The sequence below is a fragment of the Sphaerimonospora cavernae genome (assembly GCF_042435035.1).
In the GTDB taxonomy this organism is placed as follows: Bacteria; Actinomycetota; Actinomycetes; order Streptosporangiales; family Streptosporangiaceae; genus Sphaerimonospora; species Sphaerimonospora cavernae.
The window spans coordinates 97,336-119,285 of the sequence record NZ_JBHMQT010000037.1 but is presented as its reverse complement, the minus strand read 5'-3'; the positions used below and the strand labels follow the sequence as shown (position 1 = coordinate 119,285).

General features: G+C 68.1%; 25 protein-coding genes and 1 tRNA gene. 13 read left to right on the top strand and 13 right to left on the bottom strand.

What is annotated here, in order from left to right; genetic code table 11:
* Positions 1–113: 113 nt before the first annotated feature.
* On the bottom strand, positions 114–995 hold the full coding sequence (locus tag ACFHYQ_RS17700) for a ComEA family DNA-binding protein (protein WP_394302254.1): 882 nt from the start codon (positions 993–995) through the stop codon (positions 114–116).
* Positions 996–1,059: 64 nt separating this feature from the next.
* Here ACFHYQ_RS17700 and ACFHYQ_RS17695 point away from each other — a divergent pair, with 64 nt between their 5' ends.
* The 7 genes from ACFHYQ_RS17695 (at position 1,060) to htpX (ending at position 9,252) form a co-directional block, all read left to right on the top strand.
* Positions 1,060–2,007 (top strand): NuoI/complex I 23 kDa subunit family protein, encoded by a 948-nt coding sequence (locus tag ACFHYQ_RS17695; protein WP_394302253.1) that lies wholly within the window; start codon positions 1,060–1,062, stop codon positions 2,005–2,007.
* 65 nt (positions 2,008–2,072) lie between these two features.
* The gene (locus ACFHYQ_RS17690; protein WP_394302321.1) at positions 2,073–2,546 is read left to right on the top strand and encodes an NADH-quinone oxidoreductase subunit J family protein; all 474 of its coding nucleotides are present in this window, start codon (positions 2,073–2,075) and stop codon (positions 2,544–2,546) included.
* 59 nt (positions 2,547–2,605) lie between these two features.
* The gene (nuoK, locus tag ACFHYQ_RS17685) at positions 2,606–2,989 is read left to right on the top strand and encodes an NADH-quinone oxidoreductase subunit NuoK (RefSeq protein WP_394302252.1); all 384 of its coding nucleotides are present in this window, start codon (positions 2,606–2,608) and stop codon (positions 2,987–2,989) included.
* On the top strand, positions 2,986–4,980 hold the full coding sequence (locus ACFHYQ_RS17680; protein ID WP_394302251.1) for an NADH-quinone oxidoreductase subunit 5 family protein: 1,995 nt from the start codon (positions 2,986–2,988) through the stop codon (positions 4,978–4,980). Before nuoK ends, ACFHYQ_RS17680 begins: the two co-directional genes overlap by 4 nt.
* Positions 4,981–5,026: 46 nt before the next feature.
* Positions 5,027–6,601, top strand: a complete 1,575-nt coding sequence (locus ACFHYQ_RS17675) for a complex I subunit 4 family protein (RefSeq protein ID WP_394302250.1) — start codon at positions 5,027–5,029, stop codon at positions 6,599–6,601.
* Positions 6,602–6,678: 77 nt separating this feature from the next.
* On the top strand, positions 6,679–8,319 hold the full coding sequence (locus ACFHYQ_RS17670) for an NADH-quinone oxidoreductase subunit N (protein ID WP_394302249.1): 1,641 nt from the start codon (positions 6,679–6,681) through the stop codon (positions 8,317–8,319).
* Between the two features lie 84 nt (positions 8,320–8,403).
* Complete coding sequence (gene htpX / locus ACFHYQ_RS17665) at positions 8,404–9,252, top strand: zinc metalloprotease HtpX (RefSeq protein ID WP_394302248.1); 849 nt, start codon at positions 8,404–8,406, stop codon at positions 9,250–9,252.
* Positions 9,253–9,278: 26 nt separating this feature from the next.
* On the opposite strand, the gene ACFHYQ_RS17660 is transcribed toward htpX, so the two are convergent.
* The 7 genes from ACFHYQ_RS17660 to ACFHYQ_RS17630 form a co-directional block, all read right to left on the bottom strand.
* Complete coding sequence (locus ACFHYQ_RS17660) at positions 9,279–10,382, bottom strand: hypothetical protein (RefSeq protein ID WP_394302247.1); 1,104 nt, start codon at positions 10,380–10,382, stop codon at positions 9,279–9,281.
* A gap of 135 nt (positions 10,383–10,517) precedes the next feature.
* Entirely contained in the window at positions 10,518–11,381 is an 864-nt protein-coding gene (locus tag ACFHYQ_RS17655; RefSeq protein ID WP_394302246.1) for a hypothetical protein, read from the bottom strand.
* Between the two features lie 238 nt (positions 11,382–11,619).
* Complete coding sequence (locus ACFHYQ_RS17650; RefSeq protein WP_394302245.1) at positions 11,620–12,360, bottom strand: amino acid ABC transporter ATP-binding protein; 741 nt, start codon at positions 12,358–12,360, stop codon at positions 11,620–11,622.
* Complete coding sequence (locus ACFHYQ_RS17645) at positions 12,357–13,190, bottom strand: amino acid ABC transporter permease (protein ID WP_394302244.1); 834 nt, start codon at positions 13,188–13,190, stop codon at positions 12,357–12,359. The genes ACFHYQ_RS17650 and ACFHYQ_RS17645 overlap by 4 nt, the downstream gene beginning before the upstream one ends.
* Positions 13,187–14,038, bottom strand: coding sequence for a transporter substrate-binding domain-containing protein (locus ACFHYQ_RS17640; protein WP_394302243.1), 852 nt, complete (start codon positions 14,036–14,038; stop codon positions 13,187–13,189). Before ACFHYQ_RS17640 ends, ACFHYQ_RS17645 begins: the two co-directional genes overlap by 4 nt.
* 147 nt (positions 14,039–14,185) lie before the next feature.
* On the bottom strand, positions 14,186–14,713 hold the full coding sequence (locus ACFHYQ_RS17635) for a MarR family winged helix-turn-helix transcriptional regulator (protein WP_394302242.1): 528 nt from the start codon (positions 14,711–14,713) through the stop codon (positions 14,186–14,188).
* A 75-nt stretch (positions 14,714–14,788) separates the two neighbouring features.
* The gene (locus ACFHYQ_RS17630; protein ID WP_394302241.1) at positions 14,789–16,312 is read right to left on the bottom strand and encodes an MDR family MFS transporter; all 1,524 of its coding nucleotides are present in this window, start codon (positions 16,310–16,312) and stop codon (positions 14,789–14,791) included.
* Between the two features lie 246 nt (positions 16,313–16,558).
* On the opposite strand from ACFHYQ_RS17630, the gene ACFHYQ_RS17625 reads away from it, so the two are divergent.
* Complete coding sequence (locus ACFHYQ_RS17625) at positions 16,559–16,744, top strand: hypothetical protein (protein ID WP_394302240.1); 186 nt, start codon at positions 16,559–16,561, stop codon at positions 16,742–16,744.
* A gap of 191 nt (positions 16,745–16,935) precedes the next feature.
* Here ACFHYQ_RS17625 and ACFHYQ_RS17620 read toward each other — a convergent pair whose 3' ends face one another.
* On the bottom strand, positions 16,936–17,124 hold the full coding sequence (locus ACFHYQ_RS17620) for a GntR family transcriptional regulator (protein WP_394302239.1): 189 nt from the start codon (positions 17,122–17,124) through the stop codon (positions 16,936–16,938).
* Positions 17,125–17,553: 429 nt separating this feature from the next.
* Here ACFHYQ_RS17620 and ACFHYQ_RS17615 point away from each other — a divergent pair, with 429 nt between their 5' ends.
* The gene (locus ACFHYQ_RS17615) at positions 17,554–17,904 is read left to right on the top strand and encodes a hypothetical protein (RefSeq protein WP_394302238.1); all 351 of its coding nucleotides are present in this window, start codon (positions 17,554–17,556) and stop codon (positions 17,902–17,904) included.
* Positions 17,905–18,179: 275 nt separating this feature from the next.
* A complete protein-coding gene (locus ACFHYQ_RS17610; protein ID WP_394302237.1) occupies positions 18,180–18,494 on the top strand; it encodes a site-specific integrase in 315 nt (104 codons plus the stop codon).
* A gap of 211 nt (positions 18,495–18,705) precedes the next feature.
* On the opposite strand, the gene ACFHYQ_RS17605 is transcribed toward ACFHYQ_RS17610, so the two are convergent.
* Positions 18,706–19,197, bottom strand: a complete 492-nt coding sequence (locus tag ACFHYQ_RS17605) for a YajQ family cyclic di-GMP-binding protein (protein ID WP_204012876.1) — start codon at positions 19,195–19,197, stop codon at positions 18,706–18,708.
* Positions 19,198–19,231: 34 nt separating this feature from the next.
* The gene (locus ACFHYQ_RS17600; protein WP_394302236.1) at positions 19,232–19,723 is read right to left on the bottom strand and encodes a GNAT family N-acetyltransferase; all 492 of its coding nucleotides are present in this window, start codon (positions 19,721–19,723) and stop codon (positions 19,232–19,234) included.
* A 144-nt stretch (positions 19,724–19,867) separates the two neighbouring features.
* Between ACFHYQ_RS17600 and ACFHYQ_RS17595 the strand changes: the two genes are divergently transcribed.
* Together ACFHYQ_RS17595 and ACFHYQ_RS17590 are read left to right on the top strand one after the other, a co-directional pair.
* Positions 19,868–19,952: transfer RNA gene (locus ACFHYQ_RS17595), tRNA-Tyr, on the top strand.
* Positions 19,953–20,310: 358 nt separating this feature from the next.
* Complete coding sequence (locus ACFHYQ_RS17590) at positions 20,311–21,009, top strand: hypothetical protein (RefSeq protein WP_394302235.1); 699 nt, start codon at positions 20,311–20,313, stop codon at positions 21,007–21,009.
* Between the two features lie 5 nt (positions 21,010–21,014).
* Here the strand turns inward: ACFHYQ_RS17590 and ACFHYQ_RS17585 are convergent, their stop codons facing one another.
* Positions 21,015–21,284 carry a DUF6191 domain-containing protein gene (locus ACFHYQ_RS17585; protein ID WP_394302234.1) on the bottom strand — a complete coding sequence of 90 codons (270 nt, stop codon included), beginning with the start codon at positions 21,282–21,284 and terminating at the stop codon, positions 21,015–21,017.
* A gap of 80 nt (positions 21,285–21,364) precedes the next feature.
* Between ACFHYQ_RS17585 and ACFHYQ_RS17580 the strand changes: the two genes are divergently transcribed.
* Positions 21,365–21,667: a cold-shock protein gene (locus ACFHYQ_RS17580; RefSeq protein WP_394302233.1), complete on the top strand. Its 303-nt coding sequence runs from the start codon at positions 21,365–21,367 to the stop codon at positions 21,665–21,667.
* Here ACFHYQ_RS17580 and ACFHYQ_RS17575 read toward each other — a convergent pair.
* A complete protein-coding gene (locus ACFHYQ_RS17575) occupies positions 21,643–21,900 on the bottom strand; it encodes a hypothetical protein (protein ID WP_394302232.1) in 258 nt (85 codons plus the stop codon). The two genes, ACFHYQ_RS17580 and ACFHYQ_RS17575, sit on opposite strands and share 25 nt — an antisense overlap.
* Between the last annotated feature and the right edge of the window lie 50 nt (positions 21,901–21,950).

Here is a 21,950-nt window from a genome sequence, read left to right as displayed (position 1 = left end):
TCAGGTGACGGCACCGGTTCCTCCAGCGAGACGGCTGACGCTTTGTCAAGCGTAGGGAAGCGTCGGAGGATCAGCCAGGGATATGCGCCCCGGTAATGGCGATTACCCGATTACTAGGGGAGATATATGGTGTACTCGGCGAGTTCGGGGGTCAGATTGGGCGGCAGGGACGCCGCAGCGGAGAGGTCTTCGGCTGAGACGAAGGAGTCGACTGTTTCGCGGACCTTCACCACCTGCTCGGCCAGGGCGGGAGTCATCCCGGGCAGGTCGGCGATCACCCGCGCCGGGGCGTGGTTGACGTCGACGAGCCCACCGTCGTCGTACTGTCGGGGCAGATCGGGCCGTCCGATCCGCAGTTCGCGCGCCATCGAGGGGTCGCGCTCGGCGAGTTCCCTCGCCTGCTCCCGCAGCGCGCGCCGGTGCTGGGCGTACGCGACCGCCTGGTCGTTCGCGCTCGCCCCGGGCACCCCGAACACCTGGCGTCTGATGATGAAGGAGTGCACGGTGGCACCGGCCCAACTGCCGAGGAAGCCGGCGAACATGAGAAGGCCGGGCCCGACCGGGATGTCCTCCGAGTCGTAGGAGTCGACGATGACGATCCACAGCGCGATGGCCATCGCATAGGCGGCGGAGGCCAGTCCAAGCCAGGCACTACGGCGCTTCACCGCCGCGAACAACATCGTGAACGGGGAGCCGAAACCGCAGGTGAGCATGGGTGTCAGCGCCCAGAGGACGCTTCCGACGCCGGGACCGCCCTGCGGCTGGGGCTGTGGTGCCTGTGGCGGTGGAGGAGGAATGAACGGCTGCTGCGGTGGAGGAGGGGTGAACGGCTGCTGCTGCGGGGGCATCGGTCTCGGCGGCCGCTGCCGCAACGGCTGCGGAGGCGGCACCGGATAGGCCTGGTAGGGATTCGGCGAGCCGTTCTGCTGTCCGGATGGATATGGTTGCTGCCCCCTATAGGGCTCGTAGGGCCCTTGTCCTCCAACACCGGTCATGTGCCGACCCTATGTATTTGTCGCGAACTTTGCTGGTTCCGTCCCGCAACATTATGAACAACCCGTGGACAACCGTGCGGCCGGCTGTGGACATGTGGAGACCTGGGGGTGCGCGTTCACCTCGGGCCGACAGTGCGCCATGATGTTGCATGTGGCGCGCATACCAGGAGAAGGGCTGGCCAAGGGCCTCGCCGTGACCCTCCGGCACATGCTGCGCAAATCGGAGACGCAGCAGTACCCGGAGGTCCATCCCGATCTTCCTCCTCGCAGCCGGGGCGTGATCGCCCTGGTCGAGGAGAACTGCACCGTGTGCATGCTCTGTGCCCGAGAGTGTCCCGACTGGTGCATCTATATCGACTCGCACAAGGAGACGCTCCCCGCGCCGGAGGGCGGGCGCCCCCGTGCGCGCAACGTCCTCGACCGGTTCGCGATCGACTTCTCGCTGTGCATGTACTGCGGGATCTGCGTCGAGGTCTGCCCCTTCGACGCGTTGTTCTGGTCTCCGGAGTTCGAATACGCCGAGTACGACATTCGCGACCTCATCCACGAGAAGGACCGGTTGGGCGAATGGGCCCAGACCGTTCCTCCTCCGCCATCACACGAGGTGGGCGCCGAGCCGCCCAAGGAGATCGCCGCGGCCTCACGTCCCGCCACCCGTACGCCGTCCCGGCCAGGCCGTACGGCACCGCCGGGCCGTACGGCGGAGGCGGAGAAGGCGGAAACGGCGGCCGGGGCACGGACGGAGTCCGCCGGCGAGGCGGCGACAGCCGTACCGTCGGGCACGGCCGAGGTCTCCCCGGGCCCGAGTGCGTCGGCGCGCAGGGAGCCGCCGAGGGCGATGCGCGACATCCGCTCCATCCGACCGCCGGGAGCGCTGCCGAAGGCTCCCAAGGACCCGAAGCCGGAGCCTTCCCGGCCCGCGGAGCCGGAGCCGCCGCGAGGTTCGCAAGGCTCCCAAGACTCACAGGAACCGTCGACGAGGAAGAAGGACGGGCCTAAGGAGGAGTCGTGACTTCCCAGGCGCAGCCGGGGTTCTGGCCGCCGTCCGGGCCCGAGATCGTCTTCCTGCTGCTCGGGATGGTGGCGCTCGGCTCCGCTCTGCTGGTCGTCACGACGCGGCAACTCGTCCACGCCGCGCTCTGGCTGGTCGTCTGCTTCGGTGCGCTGGCCGGGGGCTACCTCGTGCTGACCGCCGAGTTCGTCGCCTGGGTGCAGGTGCTGATCTATGTGGGCGCGATCGTCGTGCTGCTGCTGTTCGGCATCATGCTGACCCGTGCGCCGATCGGACGGTCGGCCGACCTCGACTCGGGTAACCGCTGGGCGGCCGCGGTGGTGGGAGTCGCGACCGCCGGCGTGCTCGTGAGCGTCGTGGTGTCCGGATTCCACGCGGCCTACATCCCACTCGAACCGGGTCAGGGAACGGCCGGGACTCTCGGGTCGAGCCTGTTCCGCACCTGGGTGCTGCCGTTCGAAGCGCTGTCCGTACTGCTGCTCGCCGCCCTGGTCGGCGCCATCGTCCTGTCCCGCACCGACATCGGGGCGCGCGAGTGAGGCCGGTCCACCGCGAGCCGGCCACGAGCCCGCCGTACGGCCCGGGGCGGTGAACCCGGGTGCACATCGTCTATCCGGTCGTCGTGTCCGCGCTGCTGTTCTCGATCGGTGTGTACGGTGTGCTGGCCCGGCGCAACGCCATCCTCGTGCTGATGTCGGTTGAGTTGATGCTCAACGCGGTCAACCTCAACCTGGTCGCGTTCGACGTGTGGCTGCGGGACCGGCTGCATTCCGGGCAGGTGCTCACGCTGTTCGTCATCGTGATCGCCGCCGCCGAGGTGGGGTTGGGGCTGGCGATCGTGCTGGCCGTGTTCCGGACCAGGCGGACGGTCGACGTGGACCGTCTGCGGGCCCTGTCGGAATACGCCGCCGAACACGCCGCCGAACACGCCGCCGAGACCGGGAGCGGAGGCGGAAACGGGGGCGGGGAGGCCGCGACGTGATCGCGATCGTGGCCCTGATCATTCTGTTGCCGTTCGCCGCGGCCGTCGCGGGCCTGCTGGGCTCCCGCGTCGGGTGGCGATGGAGTGCGGGCCGTGTCGGCGGCGGGAGCCGTACGGAACCTCGCGACCCGGTGGCCGGCCGCCGGGCGGCGTGGTTCGCGGTCACCGCCGCGGCCGTGTCGACGGCGCTGACGTTGTGGCTCACCCTGCGGCTGGCCCTCGACCTGCCACCAAGCGTCGCCCCCCTCCGGCCCGGAGGGTCCGGGTTCTGGGGTTCCTTCCTGCCGGGCCGGGTGGAGGGCACGCTGACGCTGGTCGAGACGGGATCGGTCCCGATCTCCGTGTCACTGCGCGGTGACGGATTGTCAGTGCTGACCGGCATCCTTGTGGTCGTGGTGGCGCTGGCCGTGCAGGTCTACTCGGTGGGGTACATGCGGGGTGATCCCCGCTATCCGTCGTACAGCGCGTTCATCAGCCTGTTCACCGCCGCGATGTTGCTCGTGGTCTACTCGGGCGACCTGATCGTCCTCTACGTCGGCTGGGAGATCATGGGCCTGTGCTCGTACCTGCTCATCGGGCACTGGTGGGAGGACCGGGCGAACTCGCGGGCCGCCGTCAAGGCGTTCCTGGTCACCCGGCTGGGTGACGTCGGGTTCCTGTTCGGGATCTTCACGCTGGGCATGGCGGCGGGGAGTTTCCGGATCGACGACGTGCTGCGGGCCGACATACCGACCGGCACGCTGATCGCCGCGACGCTGCTGCTGCTCATGGGGGTCGCGGGCAAGAGCGCGCAGGTGCCGCTGCAGACCTGGCTGCCGGACGCGATGGCCGGTCCGACCCCGATCAGCGCGCTGATCCACGCCGCCACCATGGTCGCGGCGGGCATCTTCGTCGTCGCCCGGCTCTATCCGCTGTTCCTCGGGGCGCGGCCCACGCTCGACGTGCTGGCCGTGATCGCCGCGATCGGCATGCTCGGGGCGGCGCTCGCGGCCCTGGCGCAGGACGATCTCAAGCGTGTGCTCGCGTACTCCACGATCAGCCAGCTCGCCTACATGGCCGGGGCGCTCGCCGCCGGGGTCGGCGTCGCGGCGCATGGGGGTGTCGGCGGCGACCAGGCGGCGATCTTTCATCTGCTGTCGCACGGCGCGTTCAAGGCGCTGCTGTTCCTGTGCGCGGGCGCGGTCATCCACCACGCCGGGTCGAACCTGATGAGTCGCATGGGCGGGCTGCGCACGGCGCTTCCCGTCACGTTCTGGACGATGACGATCGGTTTCGCCGCGCTGATCGGGCTTCCCCCGGCCAGCGGCTTCTTCAGCAAGGACGCGGTGATCTCGGTCATCGAGCACTCGAACGGCGCCGCCCAGCCGTTCCTGTACGGCTCGGCGCTGCTGACCATCGGCGTGACCGGCGCCTACGCCGCCCGTGCCTGGCTGCGCACCTTCTTCGGGCCGAGCGGCGTCCGGCCGCCGCCGGTGCCTCGATCGTTGCCCCGATCGATGGTCTGGCCGATCGTCGTGCTGGCCGTGCCCGCCCTGCTGTTCGGATTCGCTTGGCTGTGGCTCACGTGGCAGGGCGGCGTGGGCTCGGAAGTCGACTGGGGTCTCAACTGGGGCGTCGACTGGGGATCGGCGGCGGTGAGCCTCGTCGTGGCGCTGCTCGGCGCGGGCATCGTCTACGCCCTGTGGCGCAGCGACCCTGCCCAGGATCCGGCCAGGCTGCTCGGCCCGTTCCGGGTGCCGTGCGAGCGGGCGTTCCACGTCGACTCCGCGTACACGGCGCTGGTCGCCCGCCCGATCCTGCGGCTGGCCCGGGGGGTCGTGCGTGCCGACGCACAGGTGATCGACGGTGCGGTCCGCGGCTCGGGCCGGGCCACGATGGGCCTGTCCGGCCTGGTCCGGCTGGCCCAGAACGGCAACGCCCAGCTCTACGTCACCGGTCTGGTGGCCGGGCTGCTGCTGATCGCGGTGATGGCGGCGGTGATCCTGACATGACACGCAGGACTGACCACGGCGCGATCAGGGGAATGTGGGAGGGCGCATGGGCTGGCTCCTGATCGTCCTCGTGGCCGTGCCCCTGGCGGGGGCGGCGGCCCTGGCCCTGCCCGCCTTCCGGGCCCGCGACATCGCCGTCACGTTCGGGACCGCTGTCTCCGGGGTGGTCCTCGCTCTCGCTCTGGCGGCCGTGGCGGCGTTCGCCGTGCCGTACGGCCAGGGCGGTTCCAGCAGTCCTAGCAGTCCCGGGGGCCCCAGCGGTTCCGGCGGGGGCGGACTCGGCGGGGACATGCGGCTTCAGACCGACCTGCCGTGGATCCCCGGTCTGGACCTGCGGTTCCATCTCGGGGTCGACGGCATTTCGCTGCCGCTCGTCGTGCTGACCACGCTGCTCACGTTCCTGTGCTTCGTCCATCTGACCCGCCACCCCCCGGTGGGCGGACGGCCTAGGGCCCTGGTCGTCACGCTGCTCGTGCTCGAAGTCGGGATGGTCGGCACGTTCCTCGCGCTCGATCTGCTGCTGTTCTTCGTGTTCTTCGAAGTCGTGCTGGTCCCGATGTACTTCGTGATCGCCCTCTGGGGCGGCACGCGGCGGCGGGCGGCGGCGGTGAAGTTCATCCTCTACACGCTGCTCGGTTCCGCCGTGCTCCTGATCGGCCTGCTCGTGGTCTGGGCTCAGGTGGGGACGCTCGACATGGTCGTGCTGGCCCAGCGGCATGGTGGCGGGATGTCCCGATCGGCACAGATTCTGGCGTTCCTCGCCATCGGGGCGGGGCTCGCGGTCAAGACGCCCATGTGGCCGCTGCACACGTGGCTGCCCGACGCGCACACCGAGGCCCCCACCGTCGGCTCCGTGCTGCTGGCCGGTGTGCTGCTGAAGATGGGATCGTACGGCTTCGCCCGGATCGCCATCCCGGTTCTTCCGAAGGGCGCGGCGGCATTCGCCCCCTGGCTGGGGGCGCTGGCGGTGATCGGCATCATCTACGGTTCGCTGGCCTGCCTCGCCCAGCGGGACCTCAAACGGATGATCGCCTACTCGTCCGTCGGCCACATGGGTTTCGTGCTGCTCGGGTTCGCGACCCTCACCCCCGTCGGCATGAACGCCGCGCTGTTCGCCAACGTCGCGCACGGGCTGATCACGGGGCTGCTGTTCTTTCTCGCCGGCGCGGTCAAGGAGCGGTACGGCACGACCGACATGGCCCGGCTCGGTGGGGGAATGCTCCGCCGGCTGCCACACATGGGGTCGCTGCTGACCTTCGCGTGCGTCGCCTCGCTCGGACTGCCCGGCCTCGCCGGGTTCTGGGGCGAGATGCTCGCCCTTCTGGGGGCGTTCCAGCCGGCGGCCGTGCTGCCCCGCCCGCTGTTCCTGGCGTTCATGGCGGTGGGCGGCGCCGGAGCGGTGCTGACGGCTGCCTACTTCCTCCGCATGCTGTCGCGGGTCACCCACGGCGTTCACGGGGTCGAGTCCGGGGGAGCGGTCGACGTCACGTCGCATGAGCTGGCGGCCTGGGTGCCGCTGGTCGTGCTGATCGTGCTTCTCGGCCTGTGGCCCAAGGCGCTGCTCGCCGTCACCACGCCCGCGGTTCAGGCGGTCTTCGCCTCGGGGACGGTGGCGCCATGAACAGCGCCCTGAGTAGCACACTGAGTAGCACCCTGAATGGCACGCTGAGAAGCGCCCTGGGGACCGGAGCGGCTCCGGTGATTCAGTCGATCGACTACGCCGCCATCGCCGCGCCGCTGATCCTCGCGACCGCGGCGGGTCTCGTGCTGCTGCTCGACGCCTTCCTGCCGCGGCGGCCCGGCATGGGGAGGGCACTCGGACTGGTGGCGCTCGGCGGTGTCCTGGCGGCCCTCGCCGTAGTGGCGGTTCAGGCGGCGGCGAGCTCACGCCTTCCCGGCGGAGCGCGGCGCACGTTCTGCGTGCCGTCCTCGCTGGGCGGAGCGGGCGACGCCGTTTCGTGCTCATTCGTGGCCGACAGGTTCGCGCTGCTGTTCGCCGGGCTGGTGCTCGCCGCCGGAACGGTGATCGTGCTGCTGTCGATGACCGAGTTGTCCGGCGGGCGCATCCCGGTCGGGGAGTGGCACTTCCTGCTGCTCGCCACGCTCACCGGGGCGGTCCTGCTGCCGGCGTCCCGCGATCTGATCATGCTGGTGGTCTCGCTCGAGTTGGTGTCACTGCCGGTCTTCGCGCTGATCGGCCTGAGGCGATATGACGGCCGGGCCTCCGAGGCCGCTCTGAAGCTGTTCCTGGTGTCCGTCGTCTCCACCGCGATCACGCTGTTCGGGGTGTCTTTGCTGTACGGCATCACCGGCTCGGTGCATCTCGACCGTCTCGCGAGAGCCTACGAAGCCGGACACGCCGCCGGGACGACCTCGGAGGTCACGATCGTGGCGGTCGTGCTGGTGGTGGCCGGTTTCGCCTTCAAGATCGCGGCTGTGCCGTTCCACACCTGGGCCGGAGACGTGTACCAGGGATCGCCGGTTCCGGTGGCGGCGCTGCTGTCGGTCGTCTCGAAGGCGGCCGGTTTCGCCGGGCTCATTCTCGTCCTCACGACCGCACTGCCGAGCCTCGCCGGGGTGTGGACCCCGGTCGTCGCGGTCGTCGCGGCGTTGACCATGACCGCGGGGAACGTCCTCGCCGTTCGGCAGCGCCATGCCGTACGGCTGCTCGCCTGGTCGTCGGTCGCCCAGTCCGGGTACATCCTGACGCCGCTCGCCGCGGTCGCTTCCAGCAGGGCTGAGACGTCCGGAGCTGGGATGACCATAACCGGGGCGACCGAGATCGGGGCGTCTGAGATCGGGGCGTCGGTCGACGCGGCGGGCGGGGACGGGATCGGCGGGGCGGTAGCCGCGTCCGTCGCGTATCTGGTGTTCTACGCGGCGATGAACCTGACCGCCTTCGCGGTGGTCATGGTCGTCTCACGACGCCATGGCCGGAACGAGATCGACGACTATCGGGGTCTGGTCCACCGGAGCCCGGCGGCGGGTCTCGCGCTCGCGTTCGCGCTGGTCTGCCTGGCCGGTCTGCCGCCCGGACTCGCCGGACTGTTCGCGAAGATCGTGGTGTTCCGGGAGGTCGTCGGCGCCGGGCTCGGCTGGCTCGCCGTCGTGATGGCGGTCAACACCGTGATCGGGCTCTACTACTACATCGCCTGGACGGCCCGGCTCTTCACCCCGGAGGCCGCGGGCGAGAGCCGTACCGGCTCCGTCCTCGGGGCGCGTGAGGCCGGAGAAGGCGCCGGTTCCACCGTCCCCGCCGTCATCGCCGTCGGCGTGGCCGCGCTCGTCTCCGTCGTTTTCTCCGTGGCCCCGCAGGTGGTGCTGTCCGCCGTCGGCTGAGCACGTCCCAAGACGCCGATGGGAACGTTCGCCCAGGCCATGCACGTTGGTATGGCGGAACACACCGCGTCGGAAGGAGGGGGTGTGCACCGCAACGGTTTGCGCACGGCGGTCCTTCTGGGGGCTTTGTCCGCGTTGATCCTGCTGGCGGGGGCCTGGCTCGGGGGCGGCGCGGGGGTACGGGTCGCCCTGGTGGTCGCATTGGTGACGAACGGCGTCGCCTACTTCTTCTCCGACCGGATCGCGCTGTCCGCCATGCGGGCGCGACCTGTGTCCGAGGTCGAGCAGCCGGTGCTCTATCGGATCGTCCGGGAGCTGTCCTATGACGCCCGTCAGCCGATGCCCCGGCTCTATCTGTCCCCGACGATGCAGCCCAACGCGTTCGCGACCGGACGCAACCCCCGCAACGCGGCGGTGTGCGTCACGCACGGCATTCTCGGCATACTCAACGAGCGTGAGCTCAGGGGGGTCATCGGGCACGAGCTGTCACACGTCTACAACCGGGACATCCTGATCTCGTCGATCGCCGGCGCGCTGGCCACGATGATCACGTACTTCGGCTACCTCGGGATGTTCTTCGGCTCCGATGACGATGAGGGGCCGGGCTTCCTGGGCACCCTGCTGTTGATGATCCTCGGTCCGGTGGCCGCGAGCATGCTCCAGATGGCCATCTCGCGATCGCGTGAGTTCGCGGCGGACGAGTCCGGAGTCCGGCTGACGGGCGACCCGCTCGCGCTCGCCTCCGCGCTGCGCAAGATCGAGATGAGCGTCCGCCGGTTGCCGCTGCCGGAGAATCCCCGGCTCGCCTCCGCCGGTCACATGATGATCGCCAACCCGTTCCGAGGCGCCGGGATCGGACGGATGTTCTCAACCCACCCCCCGATCGCCGAGCGCATCGCCCGCCTCGAACGGATGGCCGGCTACCGTCGTTGAATGCCCAGGCGAGAGGGCATTACGGGTCACCTGGGCAGATACCAGTTCCAGAGGTCGGACCGCAACTTGAAGGAGTCGATCTTGGTGGTGGCGCCGGTGGCCGGATCGAGGCCGCGGAGGGTTACGCCACGCAAGTTCATCTCGCGGTCCCAGCGCAGGGCCCAGAGAGCCAGGCCGCCGTCCGGCGTCCATCGGAGGCTGTATGCGTCCTCACCCTTCGGGGCCGTGACGTCCACGTAGTCGCCGACCGTGTCGCTGGCGAGGTCGTAGGTGCGCAGCCGCCTCTTGGTGCCGGACATGTTGATGATCAGCGCCATCGAGGTGCCGTCGTCGGCCAGCGCGATCGGGGAGTTGTTGGCCACCACCTGGGGGACGACCTGGCTGTTCGTCCTGTTGCCGTCCAGGTCGTAGGCGGCGAACTCCGTAGTGTTCTCGCTGGTGACCCGTCTGGTGAGGACGTGCTTGCCGTCCGGGCTGAAGCCCTCGACTGTGAGGTTGCCCTTCAATTTGCCGATCTTCTTGCTGCGCAGGTCCACGAGCAGGCTCGGTAGTTTTTCATTCCTGTCGCCATAGTCGATCGCGACGATCTCGCCGTCCGGCGACAGGGTCAGCACGACGTCGGACATGGTGACGCCCTTGGGCGGCTTGGCCGATGATCCGGGCAGCACGTGGACCCGGCCCTTCGCGACGTCCCGGACGACCAGCTTGCCGTCCGGCTTCCGGAAGTACGCGACGCGGTTGCCGTCGCCGCTGACCGTCACCGGAGCCATCACTCCCGTGTCGACCTTGCCCTTGGCCGTCAGGGAAAAGACCAGCGCGTCGGTCAGGCGGACGTCCTTGCCGTTGGCGAGCGTGACGGTCCACGGGCCGCATGGAACGGTGGCGTCCCCCTTGCCGCACTCCTTCACCCAGACGTACCGAATCCGCTTGTCCGCCGAGGTGGTGGCGGTGCGGGCGGCGGATGGGATGGAGGTTGCCAGGGTGTTGCGTGCGGCCGAGGCGGTCACCGAGGTGGCGGAGGCGGAAACCGTGAGCGCCTGTGCCTGCGTCCCACCGACCAAGGCGACGGAGGCGACGGAGGCGACGGAGGCGGCCGCTGCCGCCAGGGTGAGGAGGGCTGGCTTTTTCATGGCGAGTCCTTTCGTTATCTCGGTAGATGCGGCTACCGGGCGAAAGGTTGCGTCACGAATGAGCCACGAAAGCCGTCGCCACGTACTCGCTTGTGCGGCTGCCCACTGCGGCCCACCGCGGCCCACCGCGGGTCACTATGACTTCCGCTTCTGCTTCGCATGGCAGCTGTAACCCTCGGGACGATCGGGTTCGAGGACGATCTGCTGGAGCACGGTCGCATCGATCGATCTGCGGAAGGTCTCCTGGTTCGCGCAGTCGTACAGCGCATAGGCGCCCTCGCGTTCGCCGAGCAGCAGCAGTTCCTCGCCGTCCCGCAGCGGCTCGCCGCTCTCGCGGTCGGTGGCGACGACCCATTGGTCCTGGAATCCGACCATGCTGAGCAGCAGGCTGGCCGGTTCGCCCTTCTCGGCGACGGCGAGCGCGTCGCTCTCCATTTGGCCCATCAACGCGAAACCCAGACCGATGCCGGTGAACGCGGCGACCACGATCTTCATCCCGGCCCGGCCCACCGGGCGCGAGCGCAGCAGCCGGAACGGCACGAGGAACGACAGTACGCCGATGGACACCGCAGTGATCACGATCGCGGTCAGCGTCGTGCCGTCGCCCAACCCCAGATAGCCCAGGAAGCCCCAGTAGCTCGCCCCGCACCACAGCGCCCCTACGGCGGCCGCCGCCCAGGGGCGCTGCCGTACGGCCTGGGCGAACCGGGCGAGCCGCCCGAAAGTTGCCTTGTCCAGCAGCCAGAAACCCGCCACCGCGACGCCGATGAGCAGTGTGCCGCCGATGACGAGCAGGATCAGGGTGCCGACCAGGCGGCCGAACATCGTCGCCTGGTCGATGCCGGCCTGTTCGGGGCTGACGTTGAAGATGCCGTAGACCTGCTGGATGCCGAGGTAGAGCAGGGCGTAGAGGGAGATGCCCACGGGCAGGATGACCGAGCCGCTGCGCTCGAGCAGGTCGACGACGCCGGCCTTCTCCTCGAGTTCCGGGTTGTTCATGGTTTTTGTTCCACCTAGTGATCGTTTGTGCCGAAACATGATTGCATTCGGCATTTGTGATCACTAGTCGGGTCTGCCGGAAAAGAGCCGGGTGGCCAGGCGCGTGTGTGGGGCGGAACGTCGGGCAAGCGTGGCCGACGGCCACGGCGACACCCGGCAGGATCTCCACCGCCGGGTATCGCCGGGCCGCCTTTGAGCTGGGCCGCCTTTGCGCTGGTTCGCCGCGGAGCCGGGACCCTCAGTCCCCAGGATGGAGGACGCGGCGGAGGAACTCGCGGGTCCGCTCATGCTGAGGGTCGCCGATGACCTGCTGAGGCGGGCCTTCCTCGACGATCACGCCCTGGTCCATGAACACCACGCGGTCGGCGACCTCGCGGGCGAACGCCATCTCGTGGGTGACGACCAGCATGGTCATGCCGTCCTCGGCGAGCTGGCGCATGACCCCCAGCACGTCGCCGACGAGTTCGGGGTCGAGCGCCGAGGTCGGCTCGTCGAAGAGCATCAGCGTCGGGTTCATGGCCAGGGCCCGGGCGATCGCCACGCGCTGCTGCTGACCGCCGGACAGCTGGGCCGGGTAGGCGTCAGCCTTCTCCAGGAGGCCCACCTTCTCCAGGTTCTCCCTGGCGATCCGCTCGGCCTCGGCGCGCTTGCGCTTGAGCACCCGCTCCTGCGCGATCGTGATGTTGCGCACCACGGTGAGGTGCGGAAACAGGTTGAACTGCTGGAACACCATGCCGAGCCGCCGCCGCGCGGCGTCGATGTCCACGTCGGGATGGGTCAGCTCGATCCCCTCGACGACCACCTTGCCGGAGGTCGGCTGCTCGAGGAGGTTCACACAGCGCAGGAGCGTCGACTTGCCCGACCCGGACGGCCCGATGACGCAGACCACCTGACCGGTTTCGACGGCGAAGTCGATGCCCTTGAGGACCTCCAGGCTGCCGAACGACTTGTGCAGGTCCTTGATCTCGACCGTGCTCATCTGCCCGCCCCCTGACGCGCCTCCAGCCGCCGGGCGACGTAGCCCAGCGGGATCGTGATCAGCAGGTAGGTCACGCCGGCCACGAAGATCGGCGTCGGGCTGGCGTACGTGGAGGCCTGGTCGTTGCCGAACTTGGCCAGCTCTACCTGGCCGGCCGTGACCCCGAGGAACAACACCAGCGAGCTGTCCTTGAACAGCAGCACCAACTCGTTGGTGAGCGGCGGGATCACGATTCTGACGGCCTGCGGAATGATGATCGACACCATCGCCCGCATGTACGGCATGCCGAGCGAGCGTGCCGCCTCCATCTGCCCCTTCGGAACGGCCTGCAGACCCGCGCGGAACGTCTCGGCCATGTAGGCGGCCGAGACCAGGCCGAGGCCGAGCGCCGCCTGACCGTACACGTCTCCGGGGATGTCGAGCCCGGGGAAGGCGATCGGCAGGTTGATGATCATCAGGAAGATGACCAGAGCCGGCAGGCCGCGGAAGACCTCGACGTAGCCGGCCGCGAGCCACCGGTACGGTGCGACCGACGACAGCCGCATCAGCGCCAGCAGCAACCCGAGCACGAAGCCGAGGATGTACCCGCAGACCGTGTAGATCACGGTGTTCTTCAATGCCACCGTGAAGAGATCGGGCAGGCCCTTGGCCGCGACGTCGCCGTTGAGGAAGTTCTGGCGGATCTGCTCCCAGTCGGCGATCGCGACGAGGGCGACCACGACGACGACCAGCACGGCGTACTGGGCGCCCCGCCCGATCTGCTGCCTCTTGCGCGGGCTGAGCCCTCCCTTTGCGGGGAGGGCCGCCTCCTGCTCACTCACGGAATTCATGACGAAGCGGGGGGCTCAGTGCCGAACCACTTCTTGTAGATCTCGTTGTACGTGCCGTCGGCCTTGGCCGCGTTGATGGCCTCGTCGACGACCTTGAGGAGCTCGGTGTTGCCCTTCTTCATGCCGACGCCGTACTGCTCGCCGGTGTCCAGGCTGGCGACCATCTCGAACTTCTCGCCGACGTCCGACTTCTTCAGCCAGGTCAGCACGACCGGGAGGTCCTGAATGATCACGTCGACGCGTCCGGCCTGCAGGCCGTTCAGCTCCTTGGGCGAGTCGGCGAACTCGACCGGGTCGTAGCCCTTGTCCTTGACGTACATGAGACCGGTGGTGGAGGCTTGGGCGCCCAGCTTGAGGCCCTTGGTCTTGACGTCCTCGAGCGAGGTGATGCCGCTGCCCTTCTTCGCCATCAGCGCCTGGGTGGAGTCGAAGTAGGGCACGGAGAAGTCGATGTTCTGCTTGCGCTCGTCAGTGATCGTCATGCCGGCCGCGGCGAGGTCGCACTTGCGGGCGTTCATCGCGGCACCGCTCTTGATGGCGGCGAAGTCGATGTCGACGATGTCCTGGGTCACACCGAGCTTCTTGGCGACGAGATCGACGATGTCGACGTCGAAGCCGACGACCTTGCCGTTCTCGTCGTTGAACTGGAAGGGCTCATAGGGGACGTTCGTGCAGGTCGTGAGCTTGCCGGGGTTGACCAGCTCGACGCCTCCGGCGGCTGAAGGGGCGGCCGAACCCTCCGCCGTGGTCGTGGTGGACTCTCCGCCACAGGCGGAGATCAGGAGAGCCGTCGCCAGCGCGACCGCGCCGATTCCCGCCGTTTTCCGATAAGTGGACCAGGGAGCCACACGGCCTCCTCAGTTCTTGGTGCGAGCCGTACTGCGTAGTAGGCGCAGTGTAGAGGACCTGAGGTGACGGCTTGGCCCCTGGTTGGGGAGGATGTGGTAACACACGCCTAACGGGGCTTGCCAGCTGTCCTTTCGCCGATCTCCCCTTTACGGACTCGTCGGCTCTTGAGACGGGTCCTGAGCCGAGCCCGGCTGGGGCGGCGCCGGCGGCGTCGTCTCGGTGAGGGCGTTGAACCGCCGGAGCATCCGGGCGAGCAGCCGTACGTCCTCCTCCGGCCAGGCGGCGAGCAGGGCGTAGAGCTGCTGCTGGCGGGCGGCCCGCGCCCGGCCGAGCCGCTGCCCGCCCTCCTCGGTCAGGACCAGCAGATGGGCCCGCCGGTCGAGCGGATCGGGCTCCCGGCCGACCAGGCCAAGCCCCTCAAGCACCTTCACCTGCCGGCTGATGGTCGCCTTGCCGACACCCACATAGGCGGCGAGATCGCTGGGCCGTACGGGCGCGACCCGGTCGATGCGGACGAGTAGCCCGTACGCCCCGGGCTCCAGCTCGGGGTGCACATTACGCCCCATCTGTGCGGAGAGCGCGTGCGCGCGCCGGAAGAGGACGCCCAACTCGTGCTCGACCTCGCAGAACGCCGCGTACTCCTCGGACGCCGCCAGGTCCGCCGGCTCCGGCATGGTCCGCCGCCTCCTCCCGTTGGCTCCCACCGACACGCCCCAACGTAGTCGGAATGATCAAATCGGGGGTGAAGATTACGCACGTGCTTCCGCGGTGGCCCGCTGGTGGAGGGCGCCGACGGTCTTGAGCGGGACCTCCTTGATGAAGACAATCGCGATCAGGGCGAGGCACGCGGCCGGCGCCGTGTAGAGGAAAAGGTCGGCCGCGCCGTGGCCGTACGCCGCCTCGACGACCGTGCGGACCGGGGCGGGCAGCGAGGAGAGCTTGGGGATCGCGCCGTCGCCGCTCGCCGTGGCGTGCACGCCCAGCGCGGTCAGGCCGTCCCGCAGGTAGATCGCGACCCGGTCGCCCATCACCGCGCCGAGTGCCGAGACACCGATGGCGCCGCCGAGGGAACGGAAGAACGAGACCACCGAACTGCCCACGCCGAGCTCCTCCGGCCGCACCTCGTTCTGTACGGCCAGCACGAGGTTCTGCTGGGTCATGCCGACCCCGGCGCCGACGAAGAACATGTAGACGGCGGCGAGCCAGAAGTTGGTGTCGTAGCGCAGCGTGCCCATGAGCGCGAACCCGGCGGTGAGGGAGAACGCCCCGGTGACCAGGAAGACCTTCCACCGTCCGGTGCTCGTGATGATCCGCCCGACGATGGTCGAGGAGGCCGCCAGGCCCAGGATCATGGGCAGGGTCATGAGCCCGGCCTTCGTCGGCGTCTCGCCGCGGGCGAGCTGGAAGTACATGCTGAGGAACGTGGTCGCACCGAACATCGCGATGCCGACCAGCACGCTGGCGACCACGGCCAGGCTGAGGGTCCGGATGCGGAACAGGTGCAGCGGGACGATCGGCTCACGGGCCCTCGACTCCACCAGCAGGAAAAGCAGCGTCAGCACGACGGCGACGCCGACCATCGCCCCGGTCTGCCACGACATCCACTCGTACTTGTCGCCCGCGAACGAGACCCAGATCAGGAGCAGCGAGACCGCGGCGGTGATCAGCGTCGCCCCGCCCCAGTCGATGCTGACCTCGCGTCGCTCAACGGGCAGGTGCAGGGTCTTCTGCAGCACGATCAGCGCGATGATCGCGAACGGCATGCCCACGTAGAAGCACCACCGCCAGCCGAGCCACGAGGTGTCGACGATGATGCCGCCGATCAGCGGGCCGCCGATCGTCGCGACGGCGAACACCGCGCCGAGGTAGCCCGAGTAGCGTCCGCGTTCACGCGGTGAGATCATCGCCGCCATGATCACCTGGGAGAGGGCGCTCATGCCGCCTGCCCCGAGGCCCTGGATGATCCTCGCGCCGATGAGCATCCCGGGGTTCTGCGCGAGGCCGGCGATCGCCGAGCCGATGACGTAGATGATCAGACCGATCTGGACCAGAAGCTTCTTGCTCGTCAGGTCGGCGAACTTGCCCCAGATGGGGGTGGAGACCGTGGTCGCCAGCAGAGCCGCGGTGATCACCCAGGTGTAGGTGGTCTCGTCCGCGTGCAACTCCGCAGTGATCGTCGGGAGTGCGTTCGCCACCACGGTCGAGGACAGAATCGCCACGAACATCCCGAGGAGCAGCCCCGACAAGGCCTCCATGATCTCCCGATGAGTCATCGGGACGGCCGCCTCCTGGTGGCCGGTGGCCTTCCTTGTCTGGGTGTGTCGCCCCGTCGCCATAAAAGTCCTTTCGCTGGCCGTGCCGTACGGCATGGGCATGTGCCGGTGAACGGTGTGCGGGTCGTACGGCAGAGGCCCGCGGCGTGGTGTCGCGGCCGCCGAAATTGGTTTCCCTGGGCAAGTATATAAGATCGTTGCCTAAGGCAACTGCTAGGGTGCGTGGCGGTGAGGTGGCGGTGATTCGTGGCGAGAGAGGCGGCAAGATCGCCGCAGGACCGCGGGGGAGGGGGCGCGGGGACGCGGGCCCCCGCACAGGCGGCCACCCTCGGCCGCGTCGTGGCGCTGGCGGCCACCTCGGGCCCCGGCCACCGGCTCGGCCTCGCCCTGACCCGCGCGGCCGGACTGCTCCTGACGGACGATGCGGCGTGAGCGACGACGGCCCCGGTTTCTACCTGTTCATGCCCTGGGAGATAGGCGAAGTATGACGAACGCTTTCGTCACGCCCGGCCCGTGACCCTGAACGGCAGGGCGAAACAGGGATTGGCTGTCGGGCCGGCGGAGCATAGGGCGGCTGGCCCAGCGGCGGCGCAGTCCATTCCCAGGCGCGCACCGCCGCGCTGCTACTCGCTGGCGTCGGCCTGGCCGACGTCGCCGGCCCGGTCGCTCACGGACGTCCCTCGGCCGTGCACCACGGTGAGCAGGCCCTGTGCGGCGAGTTCCTTCACGGCGCGGCGGACGGATATCCGCGAGACGCCGTACTGGCCTGCCATCTCCAGCTCGGTCGGCAACCGCGTACCAGGTGTGCCCATCCAACCGCCCGCCTGCCACGAGCTCCGGCAGGCGGGCTCTGGTCGGCCTGTGGTGGCGCACTCGTCTCGGGGCCGCTAGTGACGCAAAGGTGACGATCTCATCTCAAAGGTGAGAAATCTTCGTTTCGTCACGAGGTTGGAACATCCCCGTCTACGCTTCCGCGCATTGGCTTCGTAATATCGAGCATAGAGAAGGCGAAGCGGACATATGCCGCAGAGACCTAAGCATCCGGTCAAGGAGCTGGAGGATCTCCTCAAAGAGGGCGAGGGTAAGGGTTGGACGGTTACTCGCCGTAAGCGATACTACTCAATGCGTTGCCCGTGCGGGAAGCACCAGCGAGGGGTACACCTAACACCGTCCGATCCCAACTACGAACGCAATGCAAGGGGATGGCTTAAGCGCACTGGCTGCTGGAATGGAGACGCTCTGTGAAGTATGCGATGAAGGCCGCGTTATCGGTACGAGGCGACTTCGACGACCTCGGTGACGTCGTCGATGAGATCGCTGACGAACTAGCCAGCCTCCAGGACTGCAACGGGAAGCTCCTGGACTTTGCTTATGGCTCCGATGCGACGGACAACGCCGTTCAGTTCGAGCTCACCGTTGAGGCCGGCAGTGTCGACGAAACTATCGAGACCGCAGGCAGCTGGCTTCGCACGGCCATTCACGCGACTGGCGGCTACACCCCAGGCTGGGAAGACTCCGGCCCCCGGCAGTATGCGATCGTCTACGAGATCGACGAGGCTGGCGTCAACGTCCGCCCACTTGAACGTGCCTGACCCGTAAGCGCGGAACGGCCCTGGCCTTTACGAGGCCAGGGCCGCCGCGTTCTCTGAGGAACTCCTGGCGGCGGCCCTCTCGCGTGCCACGGCCAGCGCGCGACGGCGGGCGAGCCGCGCGCACGCCTCCGAACACGTCCGCTGGTGATGGCCGCCGATCCATGAGGCCGGGAACAACGCGGCCCGCGGCGAGGTAGACCATCGCGTGGAACCGTTCCGGGAAGCGCGTCCGCGAGGGCGTGCACTTGGTCGGCCGTCGGGATGAACTCGTCTCGGTGACAGGGCGGAAGCCGTACCTTGGACCGCCGAAGACGAAGACCTCGGCGCGCACGGTCGAGTTGCCCGATGTGGTCAGCGTGGCCTTGGCCCGGCACCTGGAGACGTACGGCCCGGTCGAGGTCGAGATCAACGATGAGACGGACCCGCGTAAGCCGGTACGCCGCACGGTACGGCTCCTATTCAGCCTGCCGACGCTCAACCCGATCCACCGGGCGACCTGGTCGCACTACTGGTCGCCACCCGCCCGATCGGCGGGCATCCCGAAGGGGACAGGCCTGCACTGCCTTCGGCGCTACCTCGCGACGCGGTGATCCATCAGGGGGCATCGGTGAAGACGGAGCAGAGGGCCCTGGGCCACTCCACTCCGACGGTGACGCTCAACACGTACGTGGGGGAGTGGCCCGAGGCGCAGGAGCGCACGAGCACGATCGTGAACTTGGCGCTCGGCGGTGTGCACTCGATGTGCACCTCGAAGACAGGGGTGCGCTCATCATGCAGGTCACAGCCTCGCGCTTCGCCCAGCTAACGGTAGTTGGTGAACTGGAGGGCGATCTCGAGATCCTTGCCCTTCAGCAGAGCGATCACCTCCTGGAGATCGTCCTTCTTCTTGGAGCTGACCCGGAGTTCGTCGCCCTGGATCTGGGCCTTCACGCCCTTGGGCCCCTCGTCCCGGATGATCTTCGAGATCTTCTTGGCGTTGTCCTGGTCGATGCCCTCCTTGAGGGCGACCATCAGGCGATACTCCTTGCCGGACAACTTCGGCTCGTCCGCATCGAGGATCTTGAGCGACAGCCCACGCTTGATGATCTTCTCCTTGAAGACGTCAAGCACGGCGCTCGCCCGCTCCTCGCTGTTCGCCTTGATCTCGACATTCTGCTGCCCGGACCAGGAGATGGTCGCGCCGGTGCCCCTGAAGTCGAAACGGTGCCCAACTTCCTTGACCGTCTGATTCAGAGCGTTGTCGACCTCCTGCCGGTCGATCTTGCTGACCACGTCGAAACTGCTGTCGGCCATCGGTGTCAGTGTCCTCTCCTCGTTCCCTCCGACATTAGTGGCCTTCGCGTGGCCAGAGCTCTTTGCGCATCACAACACGGGGCGCGAGCTCGATCCCGAGCGCCCGCTCATGCTCGACCAGGGCGGCCAGTTCGGGCCCCCACTGCTCGGGAGGCAGTACGGCGAAGCCCCGGCGGGCATACCAGGGGGCGTTCCACGGGACATCCCGGAAGGTCGTCAGCGTCACGGCCGGCGCGAGGGCGGCCGCCGCCTCGCACACGGCGTCGAGCAGCCGTGTCCCGATCCCCCGACGGCCGTGCTCCGGATCTACGGCGAGCTGATCAAGGTGCACGCAGTCGTCGACGTGTCCCAGCATGGCGAAACCCACCGGAGGCCGGCCCGCGACGATGACCCGCCCGGGATCATCGCATTCCTCGATCATCGTCCCGGGCGGGAAGACGATGCCCACGTCGGCGAACATCCCGTCCGCGGCACGCTCCAGATCCGCCAGTCCCGCGAGGTCCTCGTGTCGCGCCCATCTGATCATTTCTCCACTATGGCCCGCGCTGTCGTCACGTGCGCCGATGTGGGCTCAGCGGTCGCCGGAGACGCATCCAGGGATAATGCATGTCACGTGCACCCGGGAAGTCCGCTATTCTTCTACCTGTCGCCGCGAACGAGCGGAAGACGAGGCAGGTTGCCCGAGCGGCCAAAGGGAGCGGTCTGTAAAACCGTCGGCTCAGCCTACCCAGGTTCGAACCCTGGACCTGCCACCAGCAGAAAAAAGAGCCCCTGACCAGCAGAGATGCCAGTCGGGGGCTTCTTCGTTCCTTGATCCGTCAGTGCCCGTGTTTCCTCGTGGTTGACCACGGCTCAGGGCATATTCGGGACACGGTCTCGTGCTGTGGAACTCGCATGCTTCCCTAGCGCGGCGGCATCGCCCCCTGCACATGGGATCGCGCGGGCGCTGGCTGGAGGTGTGGCGAGTGAGGGTAGCGACCATACGGAGGCGCGTAGGACACCGGTGCCTGCGCACTGCGAGACACAAGACTCAGCATGTTGTAGGTCTAGCGAACCTACAACAGAGTCTTGTAGGTTCGCCTCCCCGGTTGCGGCAACCGCGGTAGAAGAAGGTTGCTGCTCCTGGGCGGGGTCGCCGCCGTACTCGTCGTCACAGCAGCGGTGGTCGTCGCGGTGGCATTCCCCTCTGTCGCGGCCACGATATGCCCCGGTTGTTATCGGATGGAGCGGCTGGGACCCGGCCTGTACGTCGAGTCGGGCCTGTCGGATGCGCAGCGCCGACAGGTGGTCGCGATCGCCGAGCAGGCGAATCAGCGGGTGAGCGATTTCTACGGAGGCAGGGAGAGTTCGCCGCGCATCCTCGCATGCCTGACGGACGAGTGTTACCGCCGGATCGGCGGCGGACGGGAGCGTGGCATCGCGGTGCTGGACCGCGCGGTGATGCTGTCCCCGCGCGGCATCGACCCTGTGATCGCCGCACATGAGCTGTCCCACGTCGAGCTCCACGCCCGACTCGGAGGAAGCGGAAGCCGGGTCCCGCAGTGGTTCGACGAAGGTCTTGCCGTCCTGGTCAGCGATGACCCCCGATACCTCGCCCCCAAGACAGCCGGGGACCGATGCCTGGTCGACTCCCGGGAAGCGCTTCCCGTGACCCTTGCGGCCTGGTTGAGGGCGGCGTTCGCGGATCAGCGGATGTACGGCAAGGCCGCATGCCAGGTGAGCAGAAAACTGGGGACGGACGACCCGCGGGGGGCAGCGCTGCGGCTGATCAAGCGCCTGTCGGGGGGAGACACCTTCGCGGCGTCGTGGTGAGGGAGCTATTTCTGGTCCGGAACGACGATGGTGATCTTGTCGCGGGTGAGGTCGATGCGGTTGGCGGGTGGGGCGCCATCGGTCTCGTCGTCGCGGAGCATCGTCTCGCTCTGCTGCTGTTCCAGCTGCGTCCGTTTCGTGGCGAGGAATGCGGCCGTGAACTCGTCGAATCCGCTCGCCGAGATGGAGCGACCGGATTTCCGTACCTTGGCCGCCCACCTCCAGAGACGTTCGAACAGGGTCAACACGATCAGGGCGCAGGCCACCAGTTCCATGTCCTGACCCTACCCACAGAGATCGCTGCTGCTGGGAAATCGACGGCAAGACGAGGCTGAGCGCGTGCGATCGTGGAGTGATGACGCGTGGTGTGGTCGCCGCCTGGTACGACGAGGAGGGGTGGGGAGTGCTCGACTCACCGGAGGTCCCGGGCGAGGTGTTCGCGCACTTCTCCATGATTTCCCAGCTCGGACGAGGTTACCGGTCGCTGTCACCCGGTCAGCACGTGCACTTCACCTGGGAGGACCGCCCTCAGGACGGGTACGCGTTCAGTGCGATCGAGATATTCATCGCAGGGGAGGCCCCGTCCTGGGGCCGGGAGACCGAGAATTCCGGCCCGGGCTACTCGAGCAGCTTTCATATCGAATTCGACGACGTCTGATTCTGGTCGCGGCTGCGGCGAGAGCGGCGGCGGATGAGTGGCCAGGCCATCAGCATGGCCGCGATGACACCGAGTCCGCAGCGCACTGCGAGCACACCCGCGAGGCTGGGTCCGCCCCAGTCGTTTCGATACGTTGCCGGGTCCGACATGTCGATGACGAACGGCGCGATGATGGCACGGGCGACCAGATAGGCGCCCACGGCATAACCCAGCAACTCAATGATCTTCCGCATGACACCACCGTACGTTCTCGGTCCGTCCGGCGCGTCATGAGAAGCCTGAA